The sequence below is a fragment of the Rhodococcus sp. D-46 genome (assembly GCF_011290655.1).
Lineage (GTDB): Bacteria > Actinomycetota > Actinomycetes > Mycobacteriales > Mycobacteriaceae > Rhodococcus_F > Rhodococcus_F qingshengii.
The window spans coordinates 404,112-428,193 of record NZ_JAANTF010000002.1; the positions used below are offsets into that span (position 1 = coordinate 404,112).

Below are 24,082 nucleotides of genomic sequence, written 5' to 3' on the forward strand. Positions count from 1 at the left end.
AGGAACACCAACCGAAGGGAACGGCATGACTGACGTAACTGTTGTTTTGGTACACGGTTTTTGGGGCGGCGCGGCCCACTGGGGCAAAGTCATCGTCGATTTGCACGCCAGGGGATATTCGAATCTCCGCGCCGTCGAACTGCCTCTGACATCACTCGCTGACGATGCCGAACGCACGCGCAAGATGGTCGAGCAGATTCAGGGCCCTGTTCTGCTGGTCGGTCACTCCTATGGCGGTGCAGTCATCACCGAAATGGGGGACCTCCCCAACGTCGTCGGGCTGGTGTACATCGCAGCGTTTGCACCCGATGCCGGCGAAAGCCCGGGCGGCATCACCCAACAGAACCCACCCGCCGCTGCCGCAAATCTGACACCGGACTCCGACGGATACCTGTGGATCATTCAGGAAAAGTATCGCGAAAGCTTCTGTCAGGATCTCGACGTCAATGACTCACTGATCATGGCAGTTACCCAAAAAGCACCATTGGCAAGTACTTTCGGTGACGCGGTTACTGCACCGGCGTGGAAGGTCAAGCCGAGCTGGTACCAGGTCTCCAGTGAAGATCGAATGATCCATCCCGACAACGAGCGCATGATGGCTGGGCGAATGAACCCTCGCAAACTCGTCGAGCTGCCGGCTGGGCACGCATCCTTGGCGTCGCAGCCGTCAGCGGTAACCGACTTGATCGTCGACGCGCTCAGCGACATTCAAGTCTGACAACCCGATCACTCATCCCTCGAGCGGCAGGTCCCGGCCCGCTCGGGGGTATCGGACCGAACCGGTACGCCACACGGAGAGCAGAGAATTGCTGAGCGAGCATGGATACAGCGTTTTCTGCATCAGATTGAACGCTCTTTTCGCAACCCGCCAACCTGGATTGACCAATGCACGAGTCTGCGACGCACTTCGCCAGCAGGGGTATCGCATATCGACGCCCTACCTTTCTCAACTTCGCACCGGGGTTCGCCGCGCCCCGTCAGCGACTGTGATGCATGGCCTCGCACAGTTCTTCGGTGTCACAACCAGCCACTTCTTCGACAGCCGAGGCGATTCAGGAACTGAAGACTCGCGACACTCGGATGCCTTGCTCATTGCCCAGTTGTCGGATGAACCGGTGAAGCATCTTCTCGGACTGACAAACGCTTTGTCGTCTGATTCCCAGGAGATGCTGATTTCGTTAGTTGATCGGTTACGGGAGTCCGACAGACTGGCGAGCCGCAAGTCAAGATCGCAGTGAATGTCGACTCTGCAGCGCCCAAGCCCACGCATCGATAGGCCCCCGCCCAGGCAGGCAAGGCAAGCGAACGCAAGGACATGTTTCGTGGTCTGACCAACATGTTCAGCAGGTGTGTAGATCGGCAGGCTAGGTGGATGACATCTCCCATGCCCTTCGGGGCCCTGACGGCCCCGAACAGCGCAACTCGAACGGACAGCAGAATGTCGCATGCTTCCGAGCGAGGTGTAGCCGGCGAGCCGTCGAGGATTCACTCGCGAGTGAATCGGCGCACGCTGTTCGCAGGGGGCGGCACTCGCAGCCGCAGCCGCAGTCACACCCGCTGCCCCTGCAACTGCTACCGCAGTCACCGGCGTCTCTTCAGCTTCCCCCGCGCGACCGGACTACCTTCTCGTTCACGGTGGCAGCCATGGAGGTTGGTGTTGGCGCAAACTCGCGCCGATGTTGCAACGCGGCGAAAACCGAGTGATCACTCCGACGATCACCGGCGTAGGTGACCGATCCCATCTCCTCCATGCAGAGTTGAGCTACGACGACGCTGTCAACGACATCATTCGGACGATTGAAGCAGAGGAGCTCACAGACTTCGTACTGGTCGGCCACAGCATCGGTGGTGCTTACATAACCTCGGTGGCTGACCGGATGCCTGAGAAGATCCGTCGATTGGTCTACCTCGATGCTGTCGTCATCGAAAACGGTGAGACAGTGCTGTCCACAATGCCACTCGGCAGTCAGGAGGTACTCCGAACGCTTGTCGCTGCCACCGGCGGGCACGCTGTACCCGCCCCGACAGATCCCACTATGTTCGGTCTCACCGATCGAAATGACATCGATTGGGCGAAAAGGCAACTCACTGCGCACCCATGGTCGACCTGGAGTGACACAGTCACTCTCACCGGTCCGGCTGGTGCTGGACTTCCACGGCACTACATCGACTTCACCGAGCCCGCCTTCCCCGACATCCAAGCGTCGAAGCAGCGGGTGCTGAACAACTCGCGCGAGTGGCAACTCGATCGGATCAACACCGGGCACGACGGGATGATCTCCGCTCCCCGAGCAGTCGCCAAACAGATCTTGTCCTACGACCGCTGACTCGATCAGCGGCGAAACTATCGACGATTCAGATTGGACGCCACTCGACATGCAGCGCGAAAACATTGCCCCACAACTCATTACGGGCAGGTTCGGATACAACGCCGCGGTCAGAATCAGCGCACCTTCGGAGTTTCTCTTCGTATCGGGGCATGAGGGACGAGGCAGCGTGGACACACGCGGAGGCGTCGGCGACTTCAGAGCCCAAGTTGCAACGACTTTTGTCAACATCGACCGCACCCTCGAAGTTGCGGGCTTCAGTTTCAGAGACGTAGTACAGATCCGCATCTTTGTCAGAGACATAGCTGCTGCAACCTCGAACTACGATGTTGTTCTCGATGCCCTCGAAACCTACCAATGCTCACCAGCCAGCTTGATGGCTGAGACTACCGGGCTGTCCGACCCGGCAATGCTGGTCGAGATCGAAGCTGTGGCAGTCCGCTAGGGCACCTCGAACGAAATTGACGGATATCTCCAATTCCGCAGAGCGGTAATCATATTCGATCTCACGGATGAATTTCTTTTCGGCAAGCGAACTTACGTAATGGAGGAATAGTCGTGGCGCAGCAATACACTTTCGTTCTCGTGCATGGAGCTTGGCATACCGGGGAGCACTGGGCACCAGTGGCGAAACACCTGCTTGCAGTCGGCCATCGCGTGTACACGCCCACGGTCTCGGGGTTCGGGGTATCACAGACGAGTGTCCGACACGCGGACGGTGTCGAGTCGATCGTTCGGTACATCACAGAGCGAGACATCACGGATTTCATTCTGGTGGGACACAGCTTCGGCGGCACGATCATCTCCAAGGTCGCAGAGGTATTTCCCGACCGCATTCGACGACTTGTCTATTGGAACGCCTTTGTTCCAGCGAATGGCAACAGCATCAACGACGAGTCCCCGGCTCACTATCGAGAGATGGTGCGCGAAGGAGCGGTGGATGGAATGTTCTCCTTGCCTTGGAACGTGTGGCGAGAAGCGTTCTTGAACGACGCCGATCACGAGACAGCCATGAGCGCCTACGAGTCTCTATGTCCGACACCGGTCACTATGTTGGAAGACAAACTTGATCTCACGAAGTTCTACGAACTCGTCAACTCCGGGACGATGAGGACTTCCTACCTGAACTGCACGGAAGACACCGCAATACCGCACGGCGAGTTCGCTTGGCATCCAAGATTTTCGAGCAGACTCGGCCTGTGCAGGATCGTTCAGATGGCAGGAAGCCACGAAGCGATTTTCACTACACCAGCTACCCTCGCCGAGAAGCTGGTCGAAGCCGGGCGCGACTGACTCGTTCTGTGGGTGCCGATGTGCCGCTCCGAGACTACGGAGTGGCACCAACGCCGGCGTCCACCAATGACGCAGCGGGATCCGAAGTCTCCGTCATCAAAGCGATGCATATTTCTGTCAGTCGGTCTGCGAGGTCCGCACGGCGCCGAACGCTTCCGATACGGATAGCGTTGCCGATCAACGTCATTGCTGCACTCACGGTGAACTTCGCCTCGGTGGCATCCAAGCCGGGGCGAACTTCACTGAGCGCTCTAACCCACAGCTCCAGGTAGTCCCGCTGAGCTTGGACACATGCCTTTCGGGTGTTGTCGGGAAGCTCGGCGAGTTCCGTCGCCATCAAACCGATGAGGTGTCCGTCTTCCAGGGCAAACGCGATATGAACACCCAAGAGAATGTCGAGCGTCTGGCTCGAATCGCCTACTTGCGACAGGGCCTGCCTCACGGCAAGGTCACGTCGGTCGAAACCACGCGTGATTGCCGTGGACAGAATGTCGAGCTTTGTATCGAAATGGTTGTACACGTTCTGGCCTGTCGTGCCGCAGGCCGCGCCGATGTCCTCGTTGCTCACCGTTCGATACCCGCGTTCGTCGAACAGTTGAATCGCCGCAGTCAGTAGTTGTTCGCGTCGCGAAACGGGTATGGAGATGACCTCTGTGCGCGCAGCGGGAACGTCGGGGTCCGCAGACCCGATGGGGGACAGGGAAACACGCGCCGAAAGGTCGAACAGCAGTGCCTCCATCTGGCGGGGAGGCATCGAGATTCGGTGACTTGACGAACTGCTGAACACCGCAAGGATCGAGTACGCCAGCAGCCGACTGTCGGAGTCGGAAAGGTCAGACCTGTGCGCTTGCACCAGCTCCGAGATGCGAGAGGTACTGAACCGCAACTTCTTACGCAGCATCTCTCGTTGATCGTCGTCCAGATACCTGGCTTCACGCTGCCACAACAGCGGCAGCCCGCGGCGCTCGACCGACGTTGCCGACAGCGTTGTCAGCAACGTGTACAGATCCGTTGCACCGCCGACAGATTCATTGAGAGACTCGATCCCGGCCAGAACCGCGTGATAGAGCAGGCTGTTCTTGTTTCGATAATGGCGATAGAGCGCGGACGTCGTGATGTCCACACGAGCGGTGACATCCGAAACAGAAATGTTGTGATACCCGTGCTCCCGGAACAGCTCGCTTGCTGCTGTCAATATCTGTTGCTTACGGTCGCGGGGTCGACGGACGGCAGTCATCGGTTCCCTTTCACGTGGCACGCCGCCATCCTATCGTCGATTCGGTCATTGCGTCAGATTCACAAAGCGAGTGTACTCGCATGAAGACGACTCATAACCAGAAAAGTCCAGTTACCTACTATTCTGCACACTCGGGAACCTCAGGTAGCTACGTTCGACTCGTAGCTTTCCAGACGATCTCCTTGTCACGCTCGGGGTTGGCGAAAATCAAGGTTCCGAACGCAAACAGGACCGCAACCAACCCGAAGGCCTGGAACGCAGTGGCATAGCCCGCAGCCGGAGTATCGGCAGCGTCGACGATCCGCCCGGTCACGTAAGGGCCGATCAAACCCCCGATTCCCATCATTGCCATGAAAACTCCGAGCGTTCCGGCTGTCTGCCGGGGCGGACATATTTCGGAGATCGTGGCGATGATCAGCGGATAGCCGGACGCGAGGAACCCATATCCGACCGAGACGATCGCGACGGCCAGCGCGGGGGCCGACACGTAGGGCAGGAACACCATGATCATTCCGCTGACGAGCACACCCACCGAGGGAACGATTATTCGAATCAGGCGGGACGTGGCGCCGCGAGAAGTCAGACGATCTCCGGAAGAGGAGAGGATCAACATCAAGATCAGGCCCGCAATGCTGGGGAATGCGAACATCGAACCAGCCTGCAGTCGGCTGTATCCCAGGCCCACTTCGAAGTACGACGGAAGCCAGGTCAGCACAACCGCGACGATGGCGTATATCGCCATCACCAGCATTGTGCAGCTGATGAACGTCCGCGTTCGGAAGATGCGTATCCACGGCACCGCCGGCTCGTCGGTCTCGGCTGCACCGGCTCCCGCACCTTCTCGTCGCTTTCCACTACGGATGTAGGGACCCTGCGACCACAGGGGCAGCCAGAGCACGCACCACAACACGCCGAGCACCGCCATGCAAACCACGGCAGCACGCCACCCCCACGTGACCGTCACGAAGGCAAGCGCGGGAGCCACGGCAATCTTCGCCAGCGAGGCCGACCCGGCGAGAAGCGCACCTGGAAGTCCACGCTTCGCCGGCGGATGCCAGGAGAACGCGGCGGTGTGCGTCAGGGGCCCGCTCGGCCCCTCAGCCAAACCCAACAGCATCCGACTGATTACCAGCACAGCAAAACTCGCCGTGATGACCATCGGGAGCATTGCCGCCGACCAGAGCAAGGCCAACACCGCCAGCGCCCATCTCAGTGTCGTTATTCGGGCAATCGCTCCGGAAAAGAAACCGCCGATCGTGAAGGTGAGGAAGAACAAGCTACCCACGAGACCGATCTGGGATGCTGTCAACCCCAACTCCTTGGACAACGGTTGGGCAATAATGCCCAAAACCGCTTTGTCGCCCCAGTTGATGACGGTCAGGAAGACCAGCAGCGAGGTCAAACCCCAAGCACGGCGACGTGATTCGGGAGGTGCGGGCACTGCTGTGCCCGAAGATACTTGTTGGTGTGTTGCCACTTGACGAGGCGTTGCCTTGGGTGTGGTCCGGGGTGTTGTCACTGTCGGATCCTTCGAGGAGACGGTTTGATCAACGGGCACTGCCAACGCAGTGCAGGGGCAGACTTGCCGCTTGGTTTGGTGACACTTCGAGTTCACATCGATGTTTGGAATCGAGATCCATCACGCTCTTCTTCCGCAGAGAAGACACGTCAGTTGGCCATTCCTTGAGAGCAAACCACCGAATAGCACTGCCAGATAAGCAGAAACAGACAGTTCGATGCCCGCCTCCCTCAGGTCGAATTTTTCAGTTCAGCCATCCGTGCGCGGGCATTCTCATGCAATGTCGCTTCAGGGAATTACTTGGGATTCACTTTGAGCTATTTTCCCTACTGTGTCAAGGGTCACTTCGAACTACCGACGACACTGGTGACCTTGCCGAAAGGCCAGTTCCCTCGAAACCCAACCGCACGATGCCCCAACACGTGCGGTGACAATCGACAGCTTCCGGCACCCCAGAGTGTCCGTCACTCGCCACCTACGCCCCATCCTGCCAAGTTTGCACGCAACTGTGAACGCATTGGAATAGCGCTTGACCAGCTGTGACAGCGAAGATGCTTGACATACATACTTTTAAGGCCTAAAAGTGAATCATCAGTAATTGCGAATGAAGCTCCCGGAGCCACGACGCCTCGGGATATCGCAGCGCCGGAGCAACCACCGGCCTGGACTACCGCCAATTACGTTTCGCTACAACACTCTTCACTCGAAAGGGAACACCGTGGGAAATGGGATCGCGGGAACTGGGACCGTGGGTAACCTGGAGGGAAAGGTCGCTCTCGTATCCGGGTCGGGACGTGGGATCGGTCGAGAAATCGCACTCAAATTCGCCCGCGAGGGTGCAGCGGTGACAATCAACGACTTGGATCCCGAAGCTGCTGCACAGACCGAGCACGACATCAAGGCGGCCGGCGGGCAAGCAGTCAGCGTAGTGGGTTCAGTGTCCGAGGACGGTTTCGCGGAGCGATTCGTCAGCACTGCGGTCGAGACCTTCGGTGGTCTGGACATCATCGTCAACAACGCCGGATATACCTGGGACTCGGTGATTCAGAAGATGACCGACGAGCAGTGGGACACCATCGTGGACGTGAATCTCAAAGCGCCGTTCCGCATCCTGCGTGCGGCGCAACCTTTCATCAAAGCCAACCCGACCGAATACCACCGCAAGGTGGTGAACGTGTCGTCGGTGTCGGGGTACTACGGGAACGCCGGCCAATCCAACTACGCCGCCGCCAAAGCCGGACTGATCGGACTGACCAAGACTCTTGCCAAGGAATGGGGTCGGTACAGGGTCAACGTCAACGCAGTGGCCTTCGGACTGATCATCACGAGAATGACCGAGGTGTCCGCGGACGCGAACGCGACGTTGACGATCGACGGCCGCGAGATTCGCGTCGGCGTCAACCCTGATCGCTTGGCCGTCGCGTCGAAGATGATCCCATTCGGCCGAGGCGGCAATCCGGTGGAAGCCGCGGGGGCGGTGTACCTGCTGTGCACTCCCGAATCGGACTACATCAACAGCCAGTGCCTCGTCGTCGACGCCGGACGCGTCTGACCCAAAACACGTCATCTCACCACAAATCTTCAGGAGCGCATCATGAAACGTACCGTCTATGCCCCCGAGCACGAGGCATTCCGCGAGACCATCCGGACCTTCATCGCCAAGCAGGTGACGCCGAACTACCCGGAGTGGGAGAACGCGAATCAGGTACCGCGTGAGTTGTTCAACCAGCTTGCAGAACTCGGCGCGACGAGTTTCGACATCCCCGAGGAGTTCGGTGGCGCCGGGCCCACCAGCTTCAAATTCCAAGCTGTCATCCAAGAGGAAACAGCTCGTGCAGCAGTAAGTTTCGGACACTACGGAGTGAGCATCGGCATCGTGCTGCCGTACCTGCTGCGCCTTGCCGACGACGAGCAGAAGCAGCGGTGGCTTCCAGGCGTGGCGAGCGGCGAGACCATGCTCTGCATCGCCATGACCGAGCCGGGAACCGGATCGGATCTGGCAGGCATCAAGACCACGGCGCGCCTGTCCGAAGACGGCACCCACTACATCCTCAACGGTGCCAAGACCTTCATCACCGGTGCCCGCAACTCGGAACTCTGCGTCGTAGCCGCTCGAACCTCCGCGCCGTCCGAGGAGGACCGACGCTTCGGACTCAGCCTCCTGGTAGTTCCCACCGACAGTGTCGGCTTCAATTTCGGACGCAAGCTCGACAAGATCGGTATGAAGTCTTCCGACACCAACGAACTCTCGTTCACCGATGTTCGAGTTCCGGTCGAGAATCTCCTCGGCGAGCAGGACAAGGGATTCTCCTACCTCGGCCAAAACCTCCCCCGCGAACGACTTTCCATCGGTGTCGGCCAGACCGCATGTGCGGCCGCGGCGATCGAGTTCGCGTCGGAGTACGTCCGCCAGCGTCAAGTCTTCGGTAAACCTGTTGCATCCTTCCAGAACACCAAGTTCGTTCTTGCCGAATGTGCTACCGAAGTCGCTGCCGCGCAGGCACTGGCGGACAAGGGACTCGATCTCGACGACTCCGGAGAACTCACCGCCGCCGATGCTGCACGCATCAAGCTGTTCTGCACCGAGATGGCAGGCCGCGTGATCGACAAGTGCCTACAACTGCACGGCGGCTACGGGTACATCCTCGAATATCCGATCGCTCGCCTGTACGCCGACACGAGAGTCTCGCGCATTTACGGCGGTACCAGCGAAGTCATGAAGACCATCATCGCCAAGGACATCGGTCTCTGATCTCCAACCGACTCGGACACAGGAGCTTTCATGCGTGATGCAGTCATTGTCGATGCGGTACGGACACCGATCGGCAAACGTGGTGGCGGGTTGTCCACCACGCATGCAGTCAATCTGTCAGCGCACGTTCTGCGCACGCTGGCAGAGCGAACCGGGCTGGACCCCGCAATCGTCGACGACGTGATCTGGGGTTGCGTCGGAACCCTCGGCATGCAGGCCGGCTGTATCGCCCGGTCGGCAGTACTCGGTGCAGGATGGCCCGAACATGTCCCTGGCGTGACAGTCGACCGTCAATGCGGCTCTTCGCAGCAGGCCGTACACCAGGCGGCAGCGGGCGTGATCTCGGGCCAGTACGACGTCGCAGTCGCGGGCGGAGTCGAGATGATGAGCGTCATCCCGCTCGGCGCGGCTGCGCGTGCCGGCGACTACGGGCCGATGCACGGTCCACTAGTGCTGGGGCGCTACGACATCGAGCGATTCAACCAAGGACTCGGCGCTCAGATGATCGCCGACGAGTACGGAATCAGTCGCGCCGACATGGATCGACACGGCCTCGACTCGCATGCCCGAGCTGCTGCCGCTGTCGACGCCGGCCGTTTCGCCGGCCAGATCGCTCCGGTCACGGTCATCGACGCCGAAGGCGCCACCCGGATCATCGAGACGGACGAAGGTATCCGTCGCGGCGGGACCATGGAACGCCTCGCCGAGCTGCCGGCAGCGTTCGAGGGAACCGAGATCACGGCGGGAAACGCTTCCCAGGTTTCCGACGGGTCCGCCGCGCTCCTCGTGACGACCAGTGACGTTGCGCGTGAACACGGTTGGACACCGATCGCCCGCATTCACACTGCGGTCGTGACCGGTACCGATCCGGTGAGCATCCTCAAGGGACCGATCCCGGCAACGGCGTTGGCGCTGAAGAAGTCCGGGTTGACGCTCTCCGACATCGGCACGTTCGAGATCAACGAAGCATTCGCCGCCGTGTCGCTGGCCTGGTTGCGCGAGACCGGAGCCGACTATTCGCTGATGAACCCCAACGGCGGCGCCATGGCCATCGGGCATCCCGTGGGAGGCTCCGGCGCGCGGTTGATGACCACGATGGTGCACCACATGCGTGACGAGGGAATCCGTTACGGCTTGCAGTCGATGTGTGAGGGCGGCGGCATGGCCAACGCCACCATCCTCGAGTTGCTCTGAATGCGCCTCACACACAACGAATCAACCACCAATCCACGAAGACCAGTAATCACAAGGGAGCACCGATGAGTCGCAAAGTACTAGTCGCCGGGGTCGGAATGATCCCGTTCACGAAGCCAGGGCGCAGCGAGCACTACTACGAGATGGGCGCGAAGGCCATTGTCAACGCACTCGCGGACGCCGGAATCGGATTCGACAAGATCGGGCAGGCCTACGCCGGCTACGTGTACGGGGATTCGACGAGTGGCCAACGCGCCATCTACGGCGCGGGTATGACCGGAATTCCGGTTGTCAACGTCAACAACAACTGCGCGAGTGGCTCGTCCGCGCTGTGGTTGGCCAGACAAGCCGTCGAGTCGGGCGTCGTCGAATGCGCACTCGCCGTTGGCTTCGAGCAGATGCAGCCTGGCGCTTTGGTCAACCACTGGGGAGACCGCCCGGCTCCGATGGAGCGACACGCGGAAGTCCTCGACCGCACCTACGGCATCGACCCCGCCAACCCGTCCATGGCGATGCAGTACTTCGGTGCCGCTGCGCAGGAGTACTCCAAGCGGTACGGGGTCTCGCCGGATCTGTTCGCGAAGATCTCGGTCAAATCCCGCAAGCACGCTGCCAACAACCCGTACGCGGTTTTCCGTGAGCCGGTCACCGAGCAGGAAGTGCTCGAATCAAAGGCACTGTACGGCGGGCTGACTCGTTTGCAGGCCTGCCCGCCCACCTGCGGAGCCGGCGCCGCCATCGTATGCAGCGAAGATTTCGCGCGTGCCCACGGCCTCACACCGGGCGTGGCGATCGCAGCTCAAGAGTTGGTCACCGACTTCCCCAGCGTCTTCACCGACGACGACGTCTTCAAAGTCGTCGGCGCGGACATCACTCGCGTTGCTTCGCAACGGATTTACGAAAAGGCCGGAGTGGATCCGCGCGACATCCAGGTCGTGGAATTGCACGATTGCTTCTCGGTCAACGAGGTGCTCTCGTACGAGGCCCTCGGATTGGTCGACGAAGGGTGCTCCGAGAAGTTCATCCTCGACGGCGACAACACCTACGGCGGCCGGGTTGTAGTGAACCCCAGCGGTGGTCTGCTGTCCAAGGGGCATCCGCTCGGCGCCACCGGCTTGGCGCAGTGTGCGGAACTGGTGTGGCAGTTGCGCGGCACCGCCGACGCACGACAGGTCGACGGAGCAAAGCTTGCACTGCAGCACAATCTCGGTCTCGGCGGCGCCGGCGTCATCACGCTCTACGAAAAGGTTGCTTAGCAACCACTTCCGCCAACACGTCAACACCGCCGCGCCGTAGCTCGGCGCGAAGAACGAAAGGAAACATCATGGGACAACTCGACGGACGCGTTGCCATCGTCACCGGGGCCGGCGCAGGCCTCGGTCGCGAACACGCATTACTCATGGCAGCCGAAGGCGCCAGCATCGTGGTCAACGACCTGCGCGGAGCACAGCAGGTGGCAGACGAAATCGTCGCTGCCGGCGGCTCGGCCATCGCGGTAGAGGGCTCGATCGCGGAAATGGCCGTCGGTGAGAAGCTAACCGACGCAGCAGTATCCACCTTCGGAAACTTGCACTCGGTGGTCAACAACGCCGGTATCATCCGCGACGCGATGCTGTGGAACATGACCGAGGAAGAGTTCGACTCGGTCATCGCTGTACACCTCAAGGGAACCTTCTCTGCTACCCGCGCCGCCGTGAGATATTGGCGCGACCAGTCGAAGGTAGGCGTGCAGGAGACACGCAACCTGGTCAACACCAGTTCCGGATCCGGACTGCACGGCAACTACGGGCAGTGGAATTACTCCGCCGCCAAGGCCGGTCTGGCCATCCAGGCAGTCAACGCCGCTCGCGAATTCGAGCGATTCGGCGTCAAGGCCAATGCCATCGCTCCCGTGGCGCGCACCGAACCTGTCAAAGCCACGCCCGGCATCAAGGATTTGGTCGGTGAGCCCGTCGACGAGTCAGTCTTCGATCGCTACAACCCCGCCAACTGCTCGTCACTCGTGGCCTACCTGTCGAGCGCCGAGTGCGCGTTCAACGGACAGGTTTTTGCCGTCTACGGCGGCTACGTGGGTCTCTACGGCGGCTACTCGATCGCCGACGAAATTCGTGAGGACCGGCAGCTCGACATCGGAGAACTGACAAAGCTTCTCGGCGACGACGCCTTCCTCAAGTCGGTCGAGACCCGGCGCGCCGGCATCCCGAAGATCGAAGGAGAAACCAAGTGAGTTACACGTTTCCGCTCGACTACAGCAAGGTCCAGGAATTCGTCCGGGCCGTGAAGGCAAACCCAGAACAGCATGCCGGCGAGGATGCGGTGATCCCGCCGACCATGCTCACCAGCGGCCGAATGATCTGGGAGCCCGCAGACCAATCCGGTTTCGCCAAGCTCGGATTCGACCGTCGTCGCATCCTCCACGGTGAGGAGGAGTACATCTTCCACGGCCCACTTCCACGAGCCGGCCAGAAGCTGACCGCCGAGACAACTGTCGGTGACCGCTTCGAAAAGCCCGGAAAGCGCGGTGGTGTGATGACCTTCGCGAAGATGATCACCGAGTTCCGAGACGAGTCCGGAGAACTGATCGCGACGCAGAACAGCACGATCATCGAGACCGCCACAACGGGCGGCAAGGAGGAGGGGAAATGACGACCACGACCGAAACCGTCGTAGCCGGACAACAGGCCGAGAGCAAGACTTTCCCTCCACTGACTCGCACCGACTTCGTCAAGTATCAGGGTGCCTCGGGTGATTTCCATCCGTTGCACCACGACGACACGTTCGCCCGTGAGACCGGCTTCCCGTCCGTGTTCTCCGTCGGCATGCTTCAGGCAGGCATGCTGGCCAGCTACGTCACCGACTGGCTGGGTGTCGAGAACCTGCGTCGGTTCAAGATTCGATTCGCCGACAAGGTCTGGCCCGGTGACGAACTCACCTGCTCTGCTGTCGTCGTCGACACCTACGAGGCCGAGGACGGTCGACGTGCTCGTGTCGAACTTGTCTGCGCTCGTCAGAACGGCGTCAAGGCCCTCGTCGGAGACGCGGAATTCCTGATCGATTAACTCGAGGTCGGGGTGTCGATTCGTCGGCATCTCGACTATCCGCCGTCAGCACCACCCGACTCGAGGAGCACGCCAGCCCATGCATCTGACCCACCTTCTGCACAGGGCGGTTCAACAACAGCCGCACCGACCCTTGACCGTCTGCGAGCATCGCGAGCGCACCGCCCCACAGATCGCGAAGCGAGTCGCCAGACTCGCCGGAGCCCTGCGAGAGCGTGGCGTGGGTCCGGGCGACCGGGTCAGCATCCTGGCGTTCAACTCCGACCGTTACTTCGAGTCGTTGATGGCGACGTGGTGGATCGGCGCTGTCGTCAATCTCGTAAACCGTCACGGTTCCGTCCGTGAAGTCACCGACGCGGTCACCGGAGTCGGCAGCGCTTTTGTACTCGTCGACGAGGAATGCCGGCTACTGGTGACCGGACTCGACGCCACTGTCACGCTCGTCTACATGGGCGACGAGCCGGCTCCCGCCGGAATGGCTGGTTTCGAAGACCTGATCGTCGAAGGCCCCGAGGTCGAGGACGTGCGTGCCGGCGGCGACACCTTGGCCGCGCTGATCTACACCGGCGGAACCACCGGCACTCCCAAAGCCGTCATGCACTCTCATCGCAGTCTCTCCACCGCCCTGCTCGGCGGTACCGGCTTTGCCCGGTCCTGCGAGATCGGTGGCATAACTCTGGTGATGGCTCCTCTGTTCCACATCGCCGCATTGCTCGGCATGATGGCCCAGACCGTGGTCGGCGGCACAGTCGTGTTCGCCAACCGCTTCGACGCCGGCGACGTGCTCGGCCTGATCGCGGGCCGTCGGGTCACCACGATGACCGCGATCCCGAGCATGTTGCAGATGCTCTACAACCATCCGGCCTTTTCGGACACGGACGTCACCAGCGTCAAATCGATTGTGTACGGAGCCGCCCCGATGCCCGCGGCCATCCTGGAACGCGCGATGTCGCGCTTCCCCAACGCGAACTTCGTCCAGGGGTACGGCATGACGGAGACCGCGGTCATCGTCTCCCTGCTCGGATCGGATCACCGGGCCGGTGGTCCTCGCCTGCGCTCGGCGGGCCGTGCAAGCCTGCACGCCGAAATCATCATCGCCGACCGGGAAGGCAACGAGGTGCCACGGGGCACTGTCGGAGAGATCGTCACCCGCGGCGAGCACATCATGCTCGGATACTGGAATCGTCCGGAGGAGACCGCCGAAGCGCTACGCGGGGGCTGGCTGCACACCGGAGACCTCGCGTACATGGACGACGAGGGGTACATCTTCATCGTCGATCGCGCCAAGGACATGATCATCACCGGCGGCGAGAACGTCTATTCGGCCGAGGTGGAGGACGCCGTCGCCAACCACCCCGCTGTGTTGCGCTGCGCCGTCATCGGCCTGCCCGACGCTCAGTGGGGCGAGCGCGTGCATGCAGTGGTGGTCCTCAACCCACAACTGCATGCCACCGCCGAAGAAATTCGCGAGCACGTCAAAACCCAAATCGCAGGGTACAAAGCACCGCGCACGGTTGCCTTCGTCGAAGCACTGACGACCACGGCCACCGGTAAGACCGACAAACGTTCACTGCGCAGCCTCTACACCTAGCCAACCCCGCGTCGTCCGCGGAACAAGGAGACTTCCCATGAAGCGCACAATCTTCGACGATCAGCACGATGCCTTTCGCGAGGTGTTCCGGGGTTTTCTACACAGGGAGGTCGTCCCTGAGTTCGCGAAGTGGGAGGAACAGGGTTACGCGCCACGCGAGTTCTACCGCAAGCTCGGAGAATTGGGAGTCATGGGCTTCGACATCCCGGAGGAATACGGCGGCGCGGGGGCGACGAGCTACCGCTATCTGATGATCATCGGAGAGGAAGCCGCGCTGGCCGGTGTCTCATTGGGTAACTACCACGCGAGCGCCGGAATCGTTCTGCCCTACTTGCTCACTCTCGCAAACGAGGATCAGAAGAAGCGCTGGCTGCCCGCCTGTGCGAGTGGGCAGGCCGTGCTTGCCGTGGCGATGACCGAGCCGGGGACGGGTTCGGATCTGGCCGCCATTCGCACCACCGCGAAGCTCTCCGACGACGGAGAAAGCTACATCCTCAACGGCGCAAAGACCTTTATCACCAACGCCTCTCAGGCGACACACATGGTCGTGGTCGCCCGTACCGGCGACCCAGGTGAGAATCGCAGAGGCGGGCTCTCGCTGTTTGTCGTCGACACCGAATCCACCGGCTTCGAAGTTGGTCGCCGATTGGACAAGATCGGTTTGAAATTCAGCGATACCTGCGAGGTCTCGTTCACCAACGTCCGGGTACCGGTCACCGATGTACTCGGAGAGGAAGGAGCGGCCTTCAGCTACCTCGGACAGAACCTGCCCCGCGAACGCCTCGCCATGGCGGCCGGAGGGTGCGCCACCGCAGCCGCTGCCATCGCCCACGCGGTTTCCTACACCAGCGACCGACGAGTCTTCGGAAAACCGGTCGCAGACTTCCAGAACACCAAATTCGTTCTTGCCGAATGCGCTACGGATCTCGCCGCAGGTCAGACAATGGTCGATCACGCCGTCGCACTCGAAGACGCCGGCGAATTGAGTGCCGTCGACGCTGCGATCTGCAAGCTCTTCTGTACCGAGATGGCAGGCCGCGTGATCGACAAGTGCCTACAACTGCACGGCGGCTACGGGTACATCCTCGAATACCCGATCGCACGGTTGTACGCGGACACGAGGGTGTCGCGAATCTACGGCGGCACCAGCGAAGTCATGAAAACGATCATCGCGAAATCTCTGAGCCGATAGGAGCCCCGATGGACGAACTGTTGCAGCTCACTCACGCAGGCACTGCATACGGCGGGGCACCCGAATTTCGCGGAACCTGCTGTGCCGGTGGCCCAGATCGCGCCTACGGCGGCCATGTCGTCGCGCAGGCCCTGCTCGCTGCGCACCGCACCGTCGACCCTGTACGGTACGTGAACTCGCTTCACGCGTACTTCCTGTCCATGGGTCGACCGGGCGCCGAGGTGCAGTACCGAGTGCGAATCCTCCGAGACGGTGGCACCTATGCACTACGAGAGGTGACCGCCTTCCAGGGCGGCAATGCGCTGCTCTCACTGACCGCATCCTTCAAGAAGGAGGAACTCGGACCCGATCGCCATATTGTGATGCCCCACGTTCCCACACCGGAATCAATTCCGGCACAGAGCGAATCCGTTGATCGATTCTGGTCAGGCATCACATCCTCGGCCATTCGCCAGGCAGTGCAGGTGCGGCCGATCAGCGGAGATTCGGCCGACGACGACGCTGCCGACCACGGCGGTGGCAGGGACCGCCGCATGTGGATTCGCATCGCAGGTGAAGTATCGAGCGATCACGGGATGCACGCCGCCGCACTTGCGTTCTGCTCGGACCTCACGCTGGCGCGAACCGCCGCCCTCGGTCATCTCGATCTGATCGGCGGTGGAAGTCCATCCCAGAAGCTCTTTCTCACTTCACTCGATCACGCCGTGTGGTTCCACCGCCCTTGCCGAACCGACGAATGGTTGCTGTTCGTTCAACGCAGCCCTACGTCGGGGGACGGACGGGGTCTGTCCAGTGGCGAATTCTGGACCCGCACCGGGGTTTTGGTTGCCACGGTCACTCAAGAAGTTCTCATCCGCGAAAAGCACGCTCCCACTTTCGACACGCGGCCGAAGCTCGCCGCGACCATGCAGGCAGGTTAGTTACGTCAGGAGTAAATGTGCACGGAATGCCCTTCATGCCAGTATCTCTCGAGTATCCCGACGTTGCGTTCGACGCTGTTCTCGCCGGTTCGGCACGCGCCTACGGAGATCGTATTGCCCTACGGGACGGCGACCAGGCTCTCACTTTCATCGAACTCCACGATCACGCGCTCCGCATAGCGCAAGGACTGTCCGACAGGGGCATTCGACCTGGCGATCGTGTAGTTCTCCTGATGCCCAATTCCCTGTGGTACCCGGTCGCCTACTTCGGAATTCTGTGTGCCGGCGCCGTGGCATGCCCGGTCAACCACACTCAGCCGACGGAAACACTGCGAGAATTGTTGGCAGAGTTCTCGCCTCGTGCCGCGGTGGTTCACCCGTCCAGTGTGGCGGCATTCCGTGCGGCACAGAACTCGGGGCTCGAATTCACCGTCGTCGCTCCCCCGACCGCGGCGGCCCCGGCGAACTGCCCGTCGCAAGACAGCGCAATCAGTGACGTCGATCTCTCTCATCTTCTCGAGTCGCCGGCCCTCACCCGAAAACTGGCGAGTTCACAAGGCGTCGCACATCTTCAGCTCACCGGCGGCACCACAGGCCGCTCGAAGGGCGTTCAGGTTCTGCACCGCAATCTGGTGGCCAGCACGATACAGACCACAGCGTGGCGTAGCTCGTCTCTTCCGGAAAGCGACGAAGCCGGTGGCATTCGGATGGTTCCGGTACCCACTGCTGTACACGAGAATTCGGAGCGAATGGGCGAGGGCGTCATTGCCGTCGTCGCACCGTATTTTCACGGACTGGCTCTCGTCGGACAGTGCAATCACGTACTTGCCGGTACCACCACCCTCGTACTCGGCAGGTTCGATCCTCACGAGTACCTCGCAACCATCGAGCGCCACAAGATCGACAGACTGATCGGCGCACCGGCGTTCTACCACCTACTCCTCGAGGCCTCGACCAAATCGACTCACGATTTGAGTTCGGTGCGTTCGGTGTTCTCAGGTGCTGCACCCATCGACACGACCACGTTGCGTCGCATGGGCGAGACATTCTCGAACGCGAAGGTCATCGAGGGTTACGGACTCAGCGAGGCGACAACCATTCTCACCAATCAACTCAACAACCCAGATGCGCGATCACCGATCGGCAGCGTAGGCCTACCGATCTTCGACACGCGAATATCATTGCGAGACATGGAAACCGAAGAGGAAGTCACAGCCGGTGAAGTGGGCGAGATCTGGGCGAGTGGACCGCAAGTCACCGCCGGGTACTTCGCCGCACCCGAACTGACCGCGCTCCAATTTCGTGACGGTTGGCTCAAGACCGGCGACTTGGGCAGATTCGACAGCGATGGAAATCTGTATGTCGTCGGCAGGAGCAAAGACATGATCATCTACAAGGGGTACAACGTATATCCGGTTCAGCTCGAGGAGGTGCTGTGCTCCCACCCCGGCGTCGCGCAGAGTGCGGTGATCGGCAGGCCCAATGACGAAGTCGGGCAGATCCCGGTGGCCTTCGTCGTAAGATCGCCGGGCGCGGCCAGGGTTTCGGCATCCGAACTCGTGGAATACGTGAGTGAGAAGGTGGCTCCCTACCAGCGCATCCATGCAGTCGAGTTCATCGAGGCGCTACCTTTGACTCCAACGGGAAAGGTGCAGAAGTCGCGGCTCTTGTTCCACCCGGTTGCGGCCAGGGTAGTCAGGTGAGCGGTTTTCCACCCGTCACGCCGATGACTTCCCCAGTGGTGTAACTGGATTCGACAGAGGCGAGAAATACATAGGCGGGAGCAAGCTCGGCCGGCTGACCTGCCCGCCCGAGCGGAACGTCGTCCCCGAACGTCTCGAACTTCTCCTTGGGCATCGTCGCCGGAATCAGTGGCGTCCAAATCGGTCCAGGTGCAACGGCATTGACCCTGATTCCCTTTCGTGCGACATCGGCGGCCAACCCCTTGGTGAAGTCGATGATGCCCGCCTTTGTCGTGGCGTAATCGAGCAGCTCGGGCGACGGGGACGCACCTTGGATGGACGAGGTATTCACGATCGTCGATCCGGGCTCCATCTGCGCGATCGCTGCTTTGGAGAGCCAAAATAGTGCGTAGAGGTTGGTTTTCATCACACGGTCGAATTGTTCGGTGGTGATATCGGCGATGCCGCCCATCTGCACCATCTGAAACGCGGCGTTGTTCACCAAGATGTCGAGTCCGCCGAGTTCACGCACCGCGGTTTCGACCAAAGCAGAACAGTGTTCCTCGCTTCGGAGATCTCCCGGCACCGAGACGGCTTTGCGACCTGCCTCCTCGACCCAGCGAGCGGTTTCCCGAGCGTCCTGTTCTTCCTCGTCGAGATAACTCAGGACAACGTCCGCGCCTTCTCTGGCAAATGCAATCGCGACCGCACGTCCGATGCCCGAATCTGCTCCGGTGACAATCGCACGCCTTCCTTCGAGTCGACCGCTTCCTCGATAGGTGTTTTCACCGTGGTCGGGAGGAGAAACCATGTCTGCGGTGAGACCGGGGTGTGCGATCTCCGCCTGCCGCTCACGCACAGGAGCGGGGAACCGCGTGGTCGGGTCCTGCATTGCGTACTGGTCCGGCATATCGATACTCCTCAGGTGACGCAGTTTCTCGTGGGCTTCTGGATGGATGCACTGCACATGCCTCCTTCCCGCCGAATAGAAATCGAAACCTCGGGGTGGCCGGGATCTCACTCGTCCTGGCGCCGACGATCTCGGTGCGTCGACCCCACTTGTTCGTTGTGGTTACTACGCGGTAGGTCGGGGTAGCCCGCGTAGCGGCGGTGGCTCCGCGACCCGCGGAGCACTCGTCGAGCAGAAGCTGAACATCACGTAAAGCACGCACCGACGAAGGGACGACCCCGATATGAGCAACTCCGAAACCACGTCCGCCTTGATCACCCAGTTACGCATCCTCCTCGGTCTGACGCACACCGAGATCCAGGTCGCCGAAACGCGCGTCGCACAGGCCAGAACCGAGGCTGTTCGACGCGAATTGACGGAAAACGCAGAGAACGGCCGTGAAAGGGCGAGTTCCATAGAGTCCACTGTTCGCGATCTGGGGGGCGTGCCGGAATTGGTCGGTCCGTTCATCGGACGCGCGACAGCCGGAGTGAAAGCGATGGTCGAACAGGCTCAGCCCTTCGACGAAGCGGTATTGGGAGACCTTGCGCTCGAACACCAACTCCTCGACCGCTCCCGCTACCTCAAGGCCCTGGCCACTGCCGGCGGCGATCAGACCGTCGCGGCGTTGGCCGACCGACTCATCGCTGCACACTCCGCGACCGTGGACTGGCTCACGACTGTCTTGGCCGAAGAGGCACTCGGTGGACCGGCAGCTTTGCGCCGCACACCGATGCAAGCTGCCACCGGCGCGGCGATACGGCTGGTCAACGTTCCGGTCTCCTGGTCCACCCGCAGTCTCGACCGTGCCATCGACGCTGTTCGCACCTCACCGCCGGTACTGGGTGAGCTGATCAGCTGGGGCGCATATGCCGGTGACGTGACTGTGAAAACACTCTCGGCCAGTAGGGATGCGGCCATCGCCACGGCTGAGAAGGTCACTCGCCGAGAAGGTGCTGACGGTGCCGCCGACGTCTTCCGTTCGGTACGGAAGTCGAGTGGGCTACTCGACCCCGCTGAACTTCCCATCGAAGACTTCGACGAACTCAACGTCACCCAAGCCGTCTCCGCTGTGAAGGAACTGACCGACGCCGCACAGGTGCGGGACATCGTTGCGTACGAGGAAGCGCACAAGAACCGACACGGCGTCGTATCCGCTGCCCAGGCAAGACTCGCAGCGATCGCCCAGGAAGTCGTCGGAATCAACTAGAGCGTTCAATCGACATATCGAGAGTCCGACTCTCGGAACCGCGAGCACTGGACCTCGTGAAAGCGGGATTCGCGGCCAGGGGCACCCGAGACCGTCAAGAAGATGACAGCGGCTCTCGAAGCCCTCTGATCAGTTCGACGCGCGCGGAATCGAGAATTTCCTCGGAGAGCGGGGAACCCTTGGTAGCTCGCGAAAGAACCAGTGCACCGAGCATGGTGGAGAGCCGGAGGAGACCGACAGCTTCGTCGTCGGCAAGAGCTGCGGCAAAATCCCCCACTCCCTCCGTGTAAACCCGACGGGCCTCGCTGTCTGCAGGCTCGCGCGCCATGTCGGCGGCGAGCGCAGCAGCGGGGCATCCGTCTGCCGGGTTGTCGCGATGCGCCACCGAGAGATAGGTATCGATCAAAGCTTTTCGGGCGGAGTCACGTTGCCCTGCATGCTCTTCGAGTCCCGCAGAATGCAGCTGAGCCAGTTCCTTGAAGGCGTGGGTGGTCGCTTCGTCGATGAGAGCGTCCTTGGACGCGAACTGCTTGTAGAAGCCACCGTGGGTCAGCCCCGACGCCTTCATCAGGTCGGCGACGCTGAGGTGAGTGCCCTTCTCTCGGAACAGTCGGGCTGCGGTTTCCACGACGCGCCGACGGTTCTCTTCCGCTTGTTGCTGCGATACGCGGCCCATCACAACGCCTTCCAGTTTGGATTTCACTTGACATCTATCCTAGCCGACACTTAGATTTGATTCATAATCTAAACGTCACGAGCAATCACAACTCTGGGAGAATCATGGACCTGAACAAGACGGTTGCGGTCGTCACAGGAGCCAATCGCGGGCTCGGACGCCATCTGGCTGCGGGACTCGTCGAGCGCGGCGCAAAGGTGTACGCGGCTGCGCGCAATCCGGAAACTGTCGATCTACCCGGCGTCATCCCCCTGAGGTTGGACGTGACGGACGCCGAATCGATAACCGCCGCCGCGCAAATCGCATCGGATGTGACCTTGCTGGTCAACAACGCAGGTATCTCTACCTCGGCGCCCTTGATCGGGGGCGACATCGATGACATTCGACGAGAGATGGACGTCAACTTCTACGGCCCGCTCGCCGTGACCCGGGCGTTTGCTCCCGTCATCGAAAACAACGACGGCGGAACAATACTCAACGTTCTGTCGGTGCTGTCCTGGTTCCATCCAGCCGCGCTCGGGTCTTACGCGTCGTCGAAGGCAGCGGCCTGGGCGATGACCGACGCCGTTCGAGAAGAACTTGCGCCGCGCAAAATCTCCGTATCGGCACTGCATGTCGCATACATGGATACCGACATGGCCGCTGGCGTACCCGCCGAACAGAAGATCGATCCTGCCGACGTCGCCGCGCAAGCACTGGACGGTATCGAAAGCGGGCTCGCCGAGATCCTCGCTGACGACACCACCCGGTACGTCAAGGGGAGTCTGTCCTCGTCGAACTCCGAGTAAGCAAGGGACTGCAGACGAGTGACGCTTACCCCACCGTTTTGAGGCTGGCCAATCTGCTCAGGATCGGTGCCCGCCAAGCTGCGAGGTCTTCCGGACCGTTCTCTTCCCACAACTCGTACAACTCCGAAGTGTCGCTGTCGGAAACTGCACGCTCGAGTGCGGTGAGGACCCAACTCTTCTGCTCCGGGCTCAAGGTGCTGACGTACCCGGCGGCGTCAATTCCATCCAGCTGCACAGGCTTCGGCGCAACGCCGTGCGCAACCGCAAGAATCTCGGCGACGGCAATTGCTGTTTGAGCATCATCGGCATCGAGATAACCGCCATCGGGGTGGCTAGCGTAATCGTCGATGTCGTAGTCACCCGCCTGTACTGCGCTGAGCAGGTCGCCCGCTACGTCGTTGTCGAAAGGTCCTGAACCCCAAGTCCCCATGCTGTCTCTCCGATCCGTACCCGGCGCACCTGTCGTAAAGATATTAGTGAATCACAGGCTTCGGCCAGGACCCTCGGGCTGGAAGTACTGCGTTCGCCGGAAATCGACATCAGCGCAACGGCACGCGAAGGATGCGGTCATCACCGGGGTTGGGGTCGCCACGACCGTCGGTGTTGTTCGTCAGTATCCACAGCGACCCGTCCGGTGCGACTACAACGTCACGGAGGCGCCCGTATACGTCGACGAACTGCTCATCGGCGGTCGCGGGGTCAGCCAACGGCACAATGCGGAGTCGCTCACCACGAAGGTTGGCAATGTAGATCGAGCCGTCGTGGATGGCGATTCCGCTGGGGCTGGCATCATCCGGTGACCATTGTTGGAGCGGGTCGATGAATCCGTCTTCACCCGCAATCCCTTCGACCTCGGGCCACCCGTAGTTTCCGCCTGCTTCGATCCGGTTGAGTTCGTCCCAGGTGTCCTGCCCGAACTCGCTGGCGTACATCGTGCCGTCCTCGGTCCAGGCAATGCCCTGGGAGTTGCGGTGGCCGTAGCTGTAGACAAACGAGTTCGGAAATGGATTATCTAGCGGCACATCGCCATCCGGAGTCATTCGAAGGATTTTCCCGGACATCGAGTCGAGGTCCTGAGCTCTGTCTCGACTACCGGCATCACCGACAGTGGCGTACAGCATCCCGTCCGGGCCGAACGCGATGCGACCACCGTTGTGGTAGTTGGCCGAAGCGAGCCCGTCGAGAATCGTCTCGGCCGGCCCGAGCGCGAATTCCCCCGGAGCACCGATGATGTCGAAGCGTTCGATCCGGTTCTCCCCGTTCGCGGTGAAGTACGCGTACAGGCGGTTTTCACGTACTGCGATCCCCAGTAAACCGCCCTCACCCCTGGGGCTGACGCCGTCGACGACTCCCACCTCGCGGCTGTTTCCGCCGGCGTCGAGTTCGAGGATTCGCGCGCTGTCGCGCTCACTGACAAGTGGTGTATCGCCGTGGAATGCGATCGACCAGGGCGCGTCCAAGCCGTCGGCGACGGTCTCGGGTTCACCGAAGGCCGCGGCGGGCGCCGATCGTGTTGTCGTGCTTGCCTGCGGACCGGGCCCTTCAGGATCCTCGCTACCGCAGGCAGTCAGGAAGGCCGAAAGGAGCACTGCGGCGCCAAGCCCTCGGATCTGTCGTCGTGTCATGGGCGCGCCTCCCGGGTTCAGGCAGTCTTTGCGCCGACGGTAGCGCGCAATCGGTCACACCGGGAGTC

At 61.1% G+C, this 24,082-nt stretch carries 23 protein-coding genes; 17 read left to right on the forward strand and 6 right to left on the reverse strand.

The genetic code is table 11. The annotated features are described in order from the left end of the window. The first annotated feature begins 25 nt into the window (after window positions 1–25). The 4 genes from G9U53_RS06555 (at window position 26) to G9U53_RS06570 (ending at window position 3,620) form a co-directional block, all read left to right on the forward strand. Window positions 26–718, forward strand: coding sequence for an alpha/beta hydrolase (locus tag G9U53_RS06555; protein WP_007735651.1), 693 nt, complete (start codon window positions 26–28; stop codon window positions 716–718). Window positions 719–1,676: 958 nt separating this feature from the next. Then, window positions 1,677–2,327 (forward strand): alpha/beta hydrolase, encoded by a 651-nt coding sequence (locus G9U53_RS06560; protein WP_242692436.1) that lies wholly within the window; start codon window positions 1,677–1,679, stop codon window positions 2,325–2,327. A 49-nt stretch (window positions 2,328–2,376) separates the two neighbouring features. Next, window positions 2,377–2,772, forward strand: a complete 396-nt coding sequence (locus tag G9U53_RS06565; protein ID WP_003943219.1) for a Rid family hydrolase — start codon at window positions 2,377–2,379, stop codon at window positions 2,770–2,772. A gap of 113 nt (window positions 2,773–2,885) precedes the next feature. After that, window positions 2,886–3,620, forward strand: a complete 735-nt coding sequence (locus G9U53_RS06570; RefSeq protein WP_165638485.1) for an alpha/beta hydrolase family protein — start codon at window positions 2,886–2,888, stop codon at window positions 3,618–3,620. A gap of 34 nt (window positions 3,621–3,654) precedes the next feature. Here the strand turns inward: G9U53_RS06570 and G9U53_RS06575 are convergent, their stop codons facing one another. Both G9U53_RS06575 and G9U53_RS06580 read right to left on the reverse strand, forming a co-directional pair. Beyond that, window positions 3,655–4,857 (reverse strand): TetR/AcrR family transcriptional regulator, encoded by a 1,203-nt coding sequence (locus G9U53_RS06575; protein WP_007735646.1) that lies wholly within the window; start codon window positions 4,855–4,857, stop codon window positions 3,655–3,657. A gap of 148 nt (window positions 4,858–5,005) precedes the next feature. Then, window positions 5,006–6,298 (reverse strand): MFS transporter, encoded by a 1,293-nt coding sequence (locus G9U53_RS06580; protein ID WP_165638563.1) that lies wholly within the window; start codon window positions 6,296–6,298, stop codon window positions 5,006–5,008. Window positions 6,299–7,124: 826 nt separating this feature from the next. On the opposite strand from G9U53_RS06580, the gene G9U53_RS06585 reads away from it, so the two are divergent. From G9U53_RS06585 to G9U53_RS06635, 11 genes are all read left to right on the forward strand, one after another. Further along, window positions 7,125–7,928 carry an SDR family oxidoreductase gene (locus G9U53_RS06585; protein ID WP_165638486.1) on the forward strand — a complete coding sequence of 268 codons (804 nt, stop codon included), beginning with the start codon at window positions 7,125–7,127 and terminating at the stop codon, window positions 7,926–7,928. A 42-nt stretch (window positions 7,929–7,970) separates the two neighbouring features. Beyond that, window positions 7,971–9,128, forward strand: a complete 1,158-nt coding sequence (locus tag G9U53_RS06590; RefSeq protein WP_003943151.1) for an acyl-CoA dehydrogenase family protein — start codon at window positions 7,971–7,973, stop codon at window positions 9,126–9,128. 30 nt (window positions 9,129–9,158) lie between these two features. Then, on the forward strand, window positions 9,159–10,322 hold the full coding sequence (locus G9U53_RS06595) for an acetyl-CoA C-acyltransferase (protein ID WP_165638487.1): 1,164 nt from the start codon (window positions 9,159–9,161) through the stop codon (window positions 10,320–10,322). Window positions 10,323–10,387: 65 nt separating this feature from the next. Next, the gene (locus G9U53_RS06600) at window positions 10,388–11,578 is read left to right on the forward strand and encodes a lipid-transfer protein (RefSeq protein ID WP_165638488.1); all 1,191 of its coding nucleotides are present in this window, start codon (window positions 10,388–10,390) and stop codon (window positions 11,576–11,578) included. Window positions 11,579–11,646: 68 nt separating this feature from the next. After that, complete coding sequence (locus G9U53_RS06605) at window positions 11,647–12,549, forward strand: SDR family NAD(P)-dependent oxidoreductase (RefSeq protein ID WP_165638489.1); 903 nt, start codon at window positions 11,647–11,649, stop codon at window positions 12,547–12,549. Further along, a complete protein-coding gene (locus G9U53_RS06610) occupies window positions 12,546–12,968 on the forward strand; it encodes a MaoC family dehydratase N-terminal domain-containing protein (RefSeq protein ID WP_007735631.1) in 423 nt (140 codons plus the stop codon). The genes G9U53_RS06605 and G9U53_RS06610 overlap by 4 nt, the downstream gene beginning before the upstream one ends. After that, window positions 12,965–13,381 (forward strand): MaoC/PaaZ C-terminal domain-containing protein, encoded by a 417-nt coding sequence (locus tag G9U53_RS06615; protein WP_003943245.1) that lies wholly within the window; start codon window positions 12,965–12,967, stop codon window positions 13,379–13,381. Before G9U53_RS06610 ends, G9U53_RS06615 begins: the two co-directional genes overlap by 4 nt. 79 nt (window positions 13,382–13,460) lie before the next feature. Beyond that, a complete protein-coding gene (locus G9U53_RS06620) occupies window positions 13,461–14,972 on the forward strand; it encodes a long-chain-fatty-acid--CoA ligase (RefSeq protein WP_165638490.1) in 1,512 nt (503 codons plus the stop codon). Window positions 14,973–15,009: 37 nt separating this feature from the next. After that, window positions 15,010–16,164, forward strand: coding sequence for an acyl-CoA dehydrogenase family protein (locus tag G9U53_RS06625; protein WP_165638491.1), 1,155 nt, complete (start codon window positions 15,010–15,012; stop codon window positions 16,162–16,164). Window positions 16,165–16,172: 8 nt separating this feature from the next. Next, window positions 16,173–17,084, forward strand: coding sequence for an acyl-CoA thioesterase domain-containing protein (locus tag G9U53_RS06630; protein WP_165638492.1), 912 nt, complete (start codon window positions 16,173–16,175; stop codon window positions 17,082–17,084). Between the two features lie 35 nt (window positions 17,085–17,119). Beyond that, a complete protein-coding gene (locus G9U53_RS06635) occupies window positions 17,120–18,787 on the forward strand; it encodes an AMP-binding protein (protein WP_242692437.1) in 1,668 nt (555 codons plus the stop codon). Here G9U53_RS06635 and G9U53_RS06640 read toward each other — a convergent pair. Further along, window positions 18,780–19,676, reverse strand: coding sequence for an SDR family oxidoreductase (locus G9U53_RS06640; RefSeq protein ID WP_165638494.1), 897 nt, complete (start codon window positions 19,674–19,676; stop codon window positions 18,780–18,782). The genes G9U53_RS06635 and G9U53_RS06640 overlap by 8 nt on opposite strands. Before the next feature lie 283 nt (window positions 19,677–19,959). Between G9U53_RS06640 and G9U53_RS06645 the strand changes: the two genes are divergently transcribed. After that, on the forward strand, window positions 19,960–20,925 hold the full coding sequence (locus G9U53_RS06645) for a ferritin-like domain-containing protein (protein WP_165638495.1): 966 nt from the start codon (window positions 19,960–19,962) through the stop codon (window positions 20,923–20,925). A gap of 94 nt (window positions 20,926–21,019) precedes the next feature. Here G9U53_RS06645 and G9U53_RS06650 read toward each other — a convergent pair whose 3' ends face one another. Further along, window positions 21,020–21,628: a TetR/AcrR family transcriptional regulator gene (locus tag G9U53_RS06650; protein ID WP_007735618.1), complete on the reverse strand. Its 609-nt coding sequence runs from the start codon at window positions 21,626–21,628 to the stop codon at window positions 21,020–21,022. A 77-nt stretch (window positions 21,629–21,705) separates the two neighbouring features. On the opposite strand from G9U53_RS06650, the gene G9U53_RS06655 reads away from it, so the two are divergent. Next, entirely contained in the window at window positions 21,706–22,389 is a 684-nt protein-coding gene (locus G9U53_RS06655) for an SDR family oxidoreductase (RefSeq protein ID WP_007735616.1), read from the forward strand. A 25-nt stretch (window positions 22,390–22,414) separates the two neighbouring features. On the opposite strand, the gene G9U53_RS06660 is transcribed toward G9U53_RS06655, so the two are convergent. After that, complete coding sequence (locus G9U53_RS06660; RefSeq protein ID WP_047888657.1) at window positions 22,415–22,819, reverse strand: DUF4259 domain-containing protein; 405 nt, start codon at window positions 22,817–22,819, stop codon at window positions 22,415–22,417. Between the two features lie 109 nt (window positions 22,820–22,928). Next, window positions 22,929–24,014, reverse strand: a complete 1,086-nt coding sequence (locus G9U53_RS06665; protein WP_058227808.1) for a PQQ-dependent sugar dehydrogenase — start codon at window positions 24,012–24,014, stop codon at window positions 22,929–22,931. Window positions 24,015–24,082: the final 68 nt, after the last annotated feature.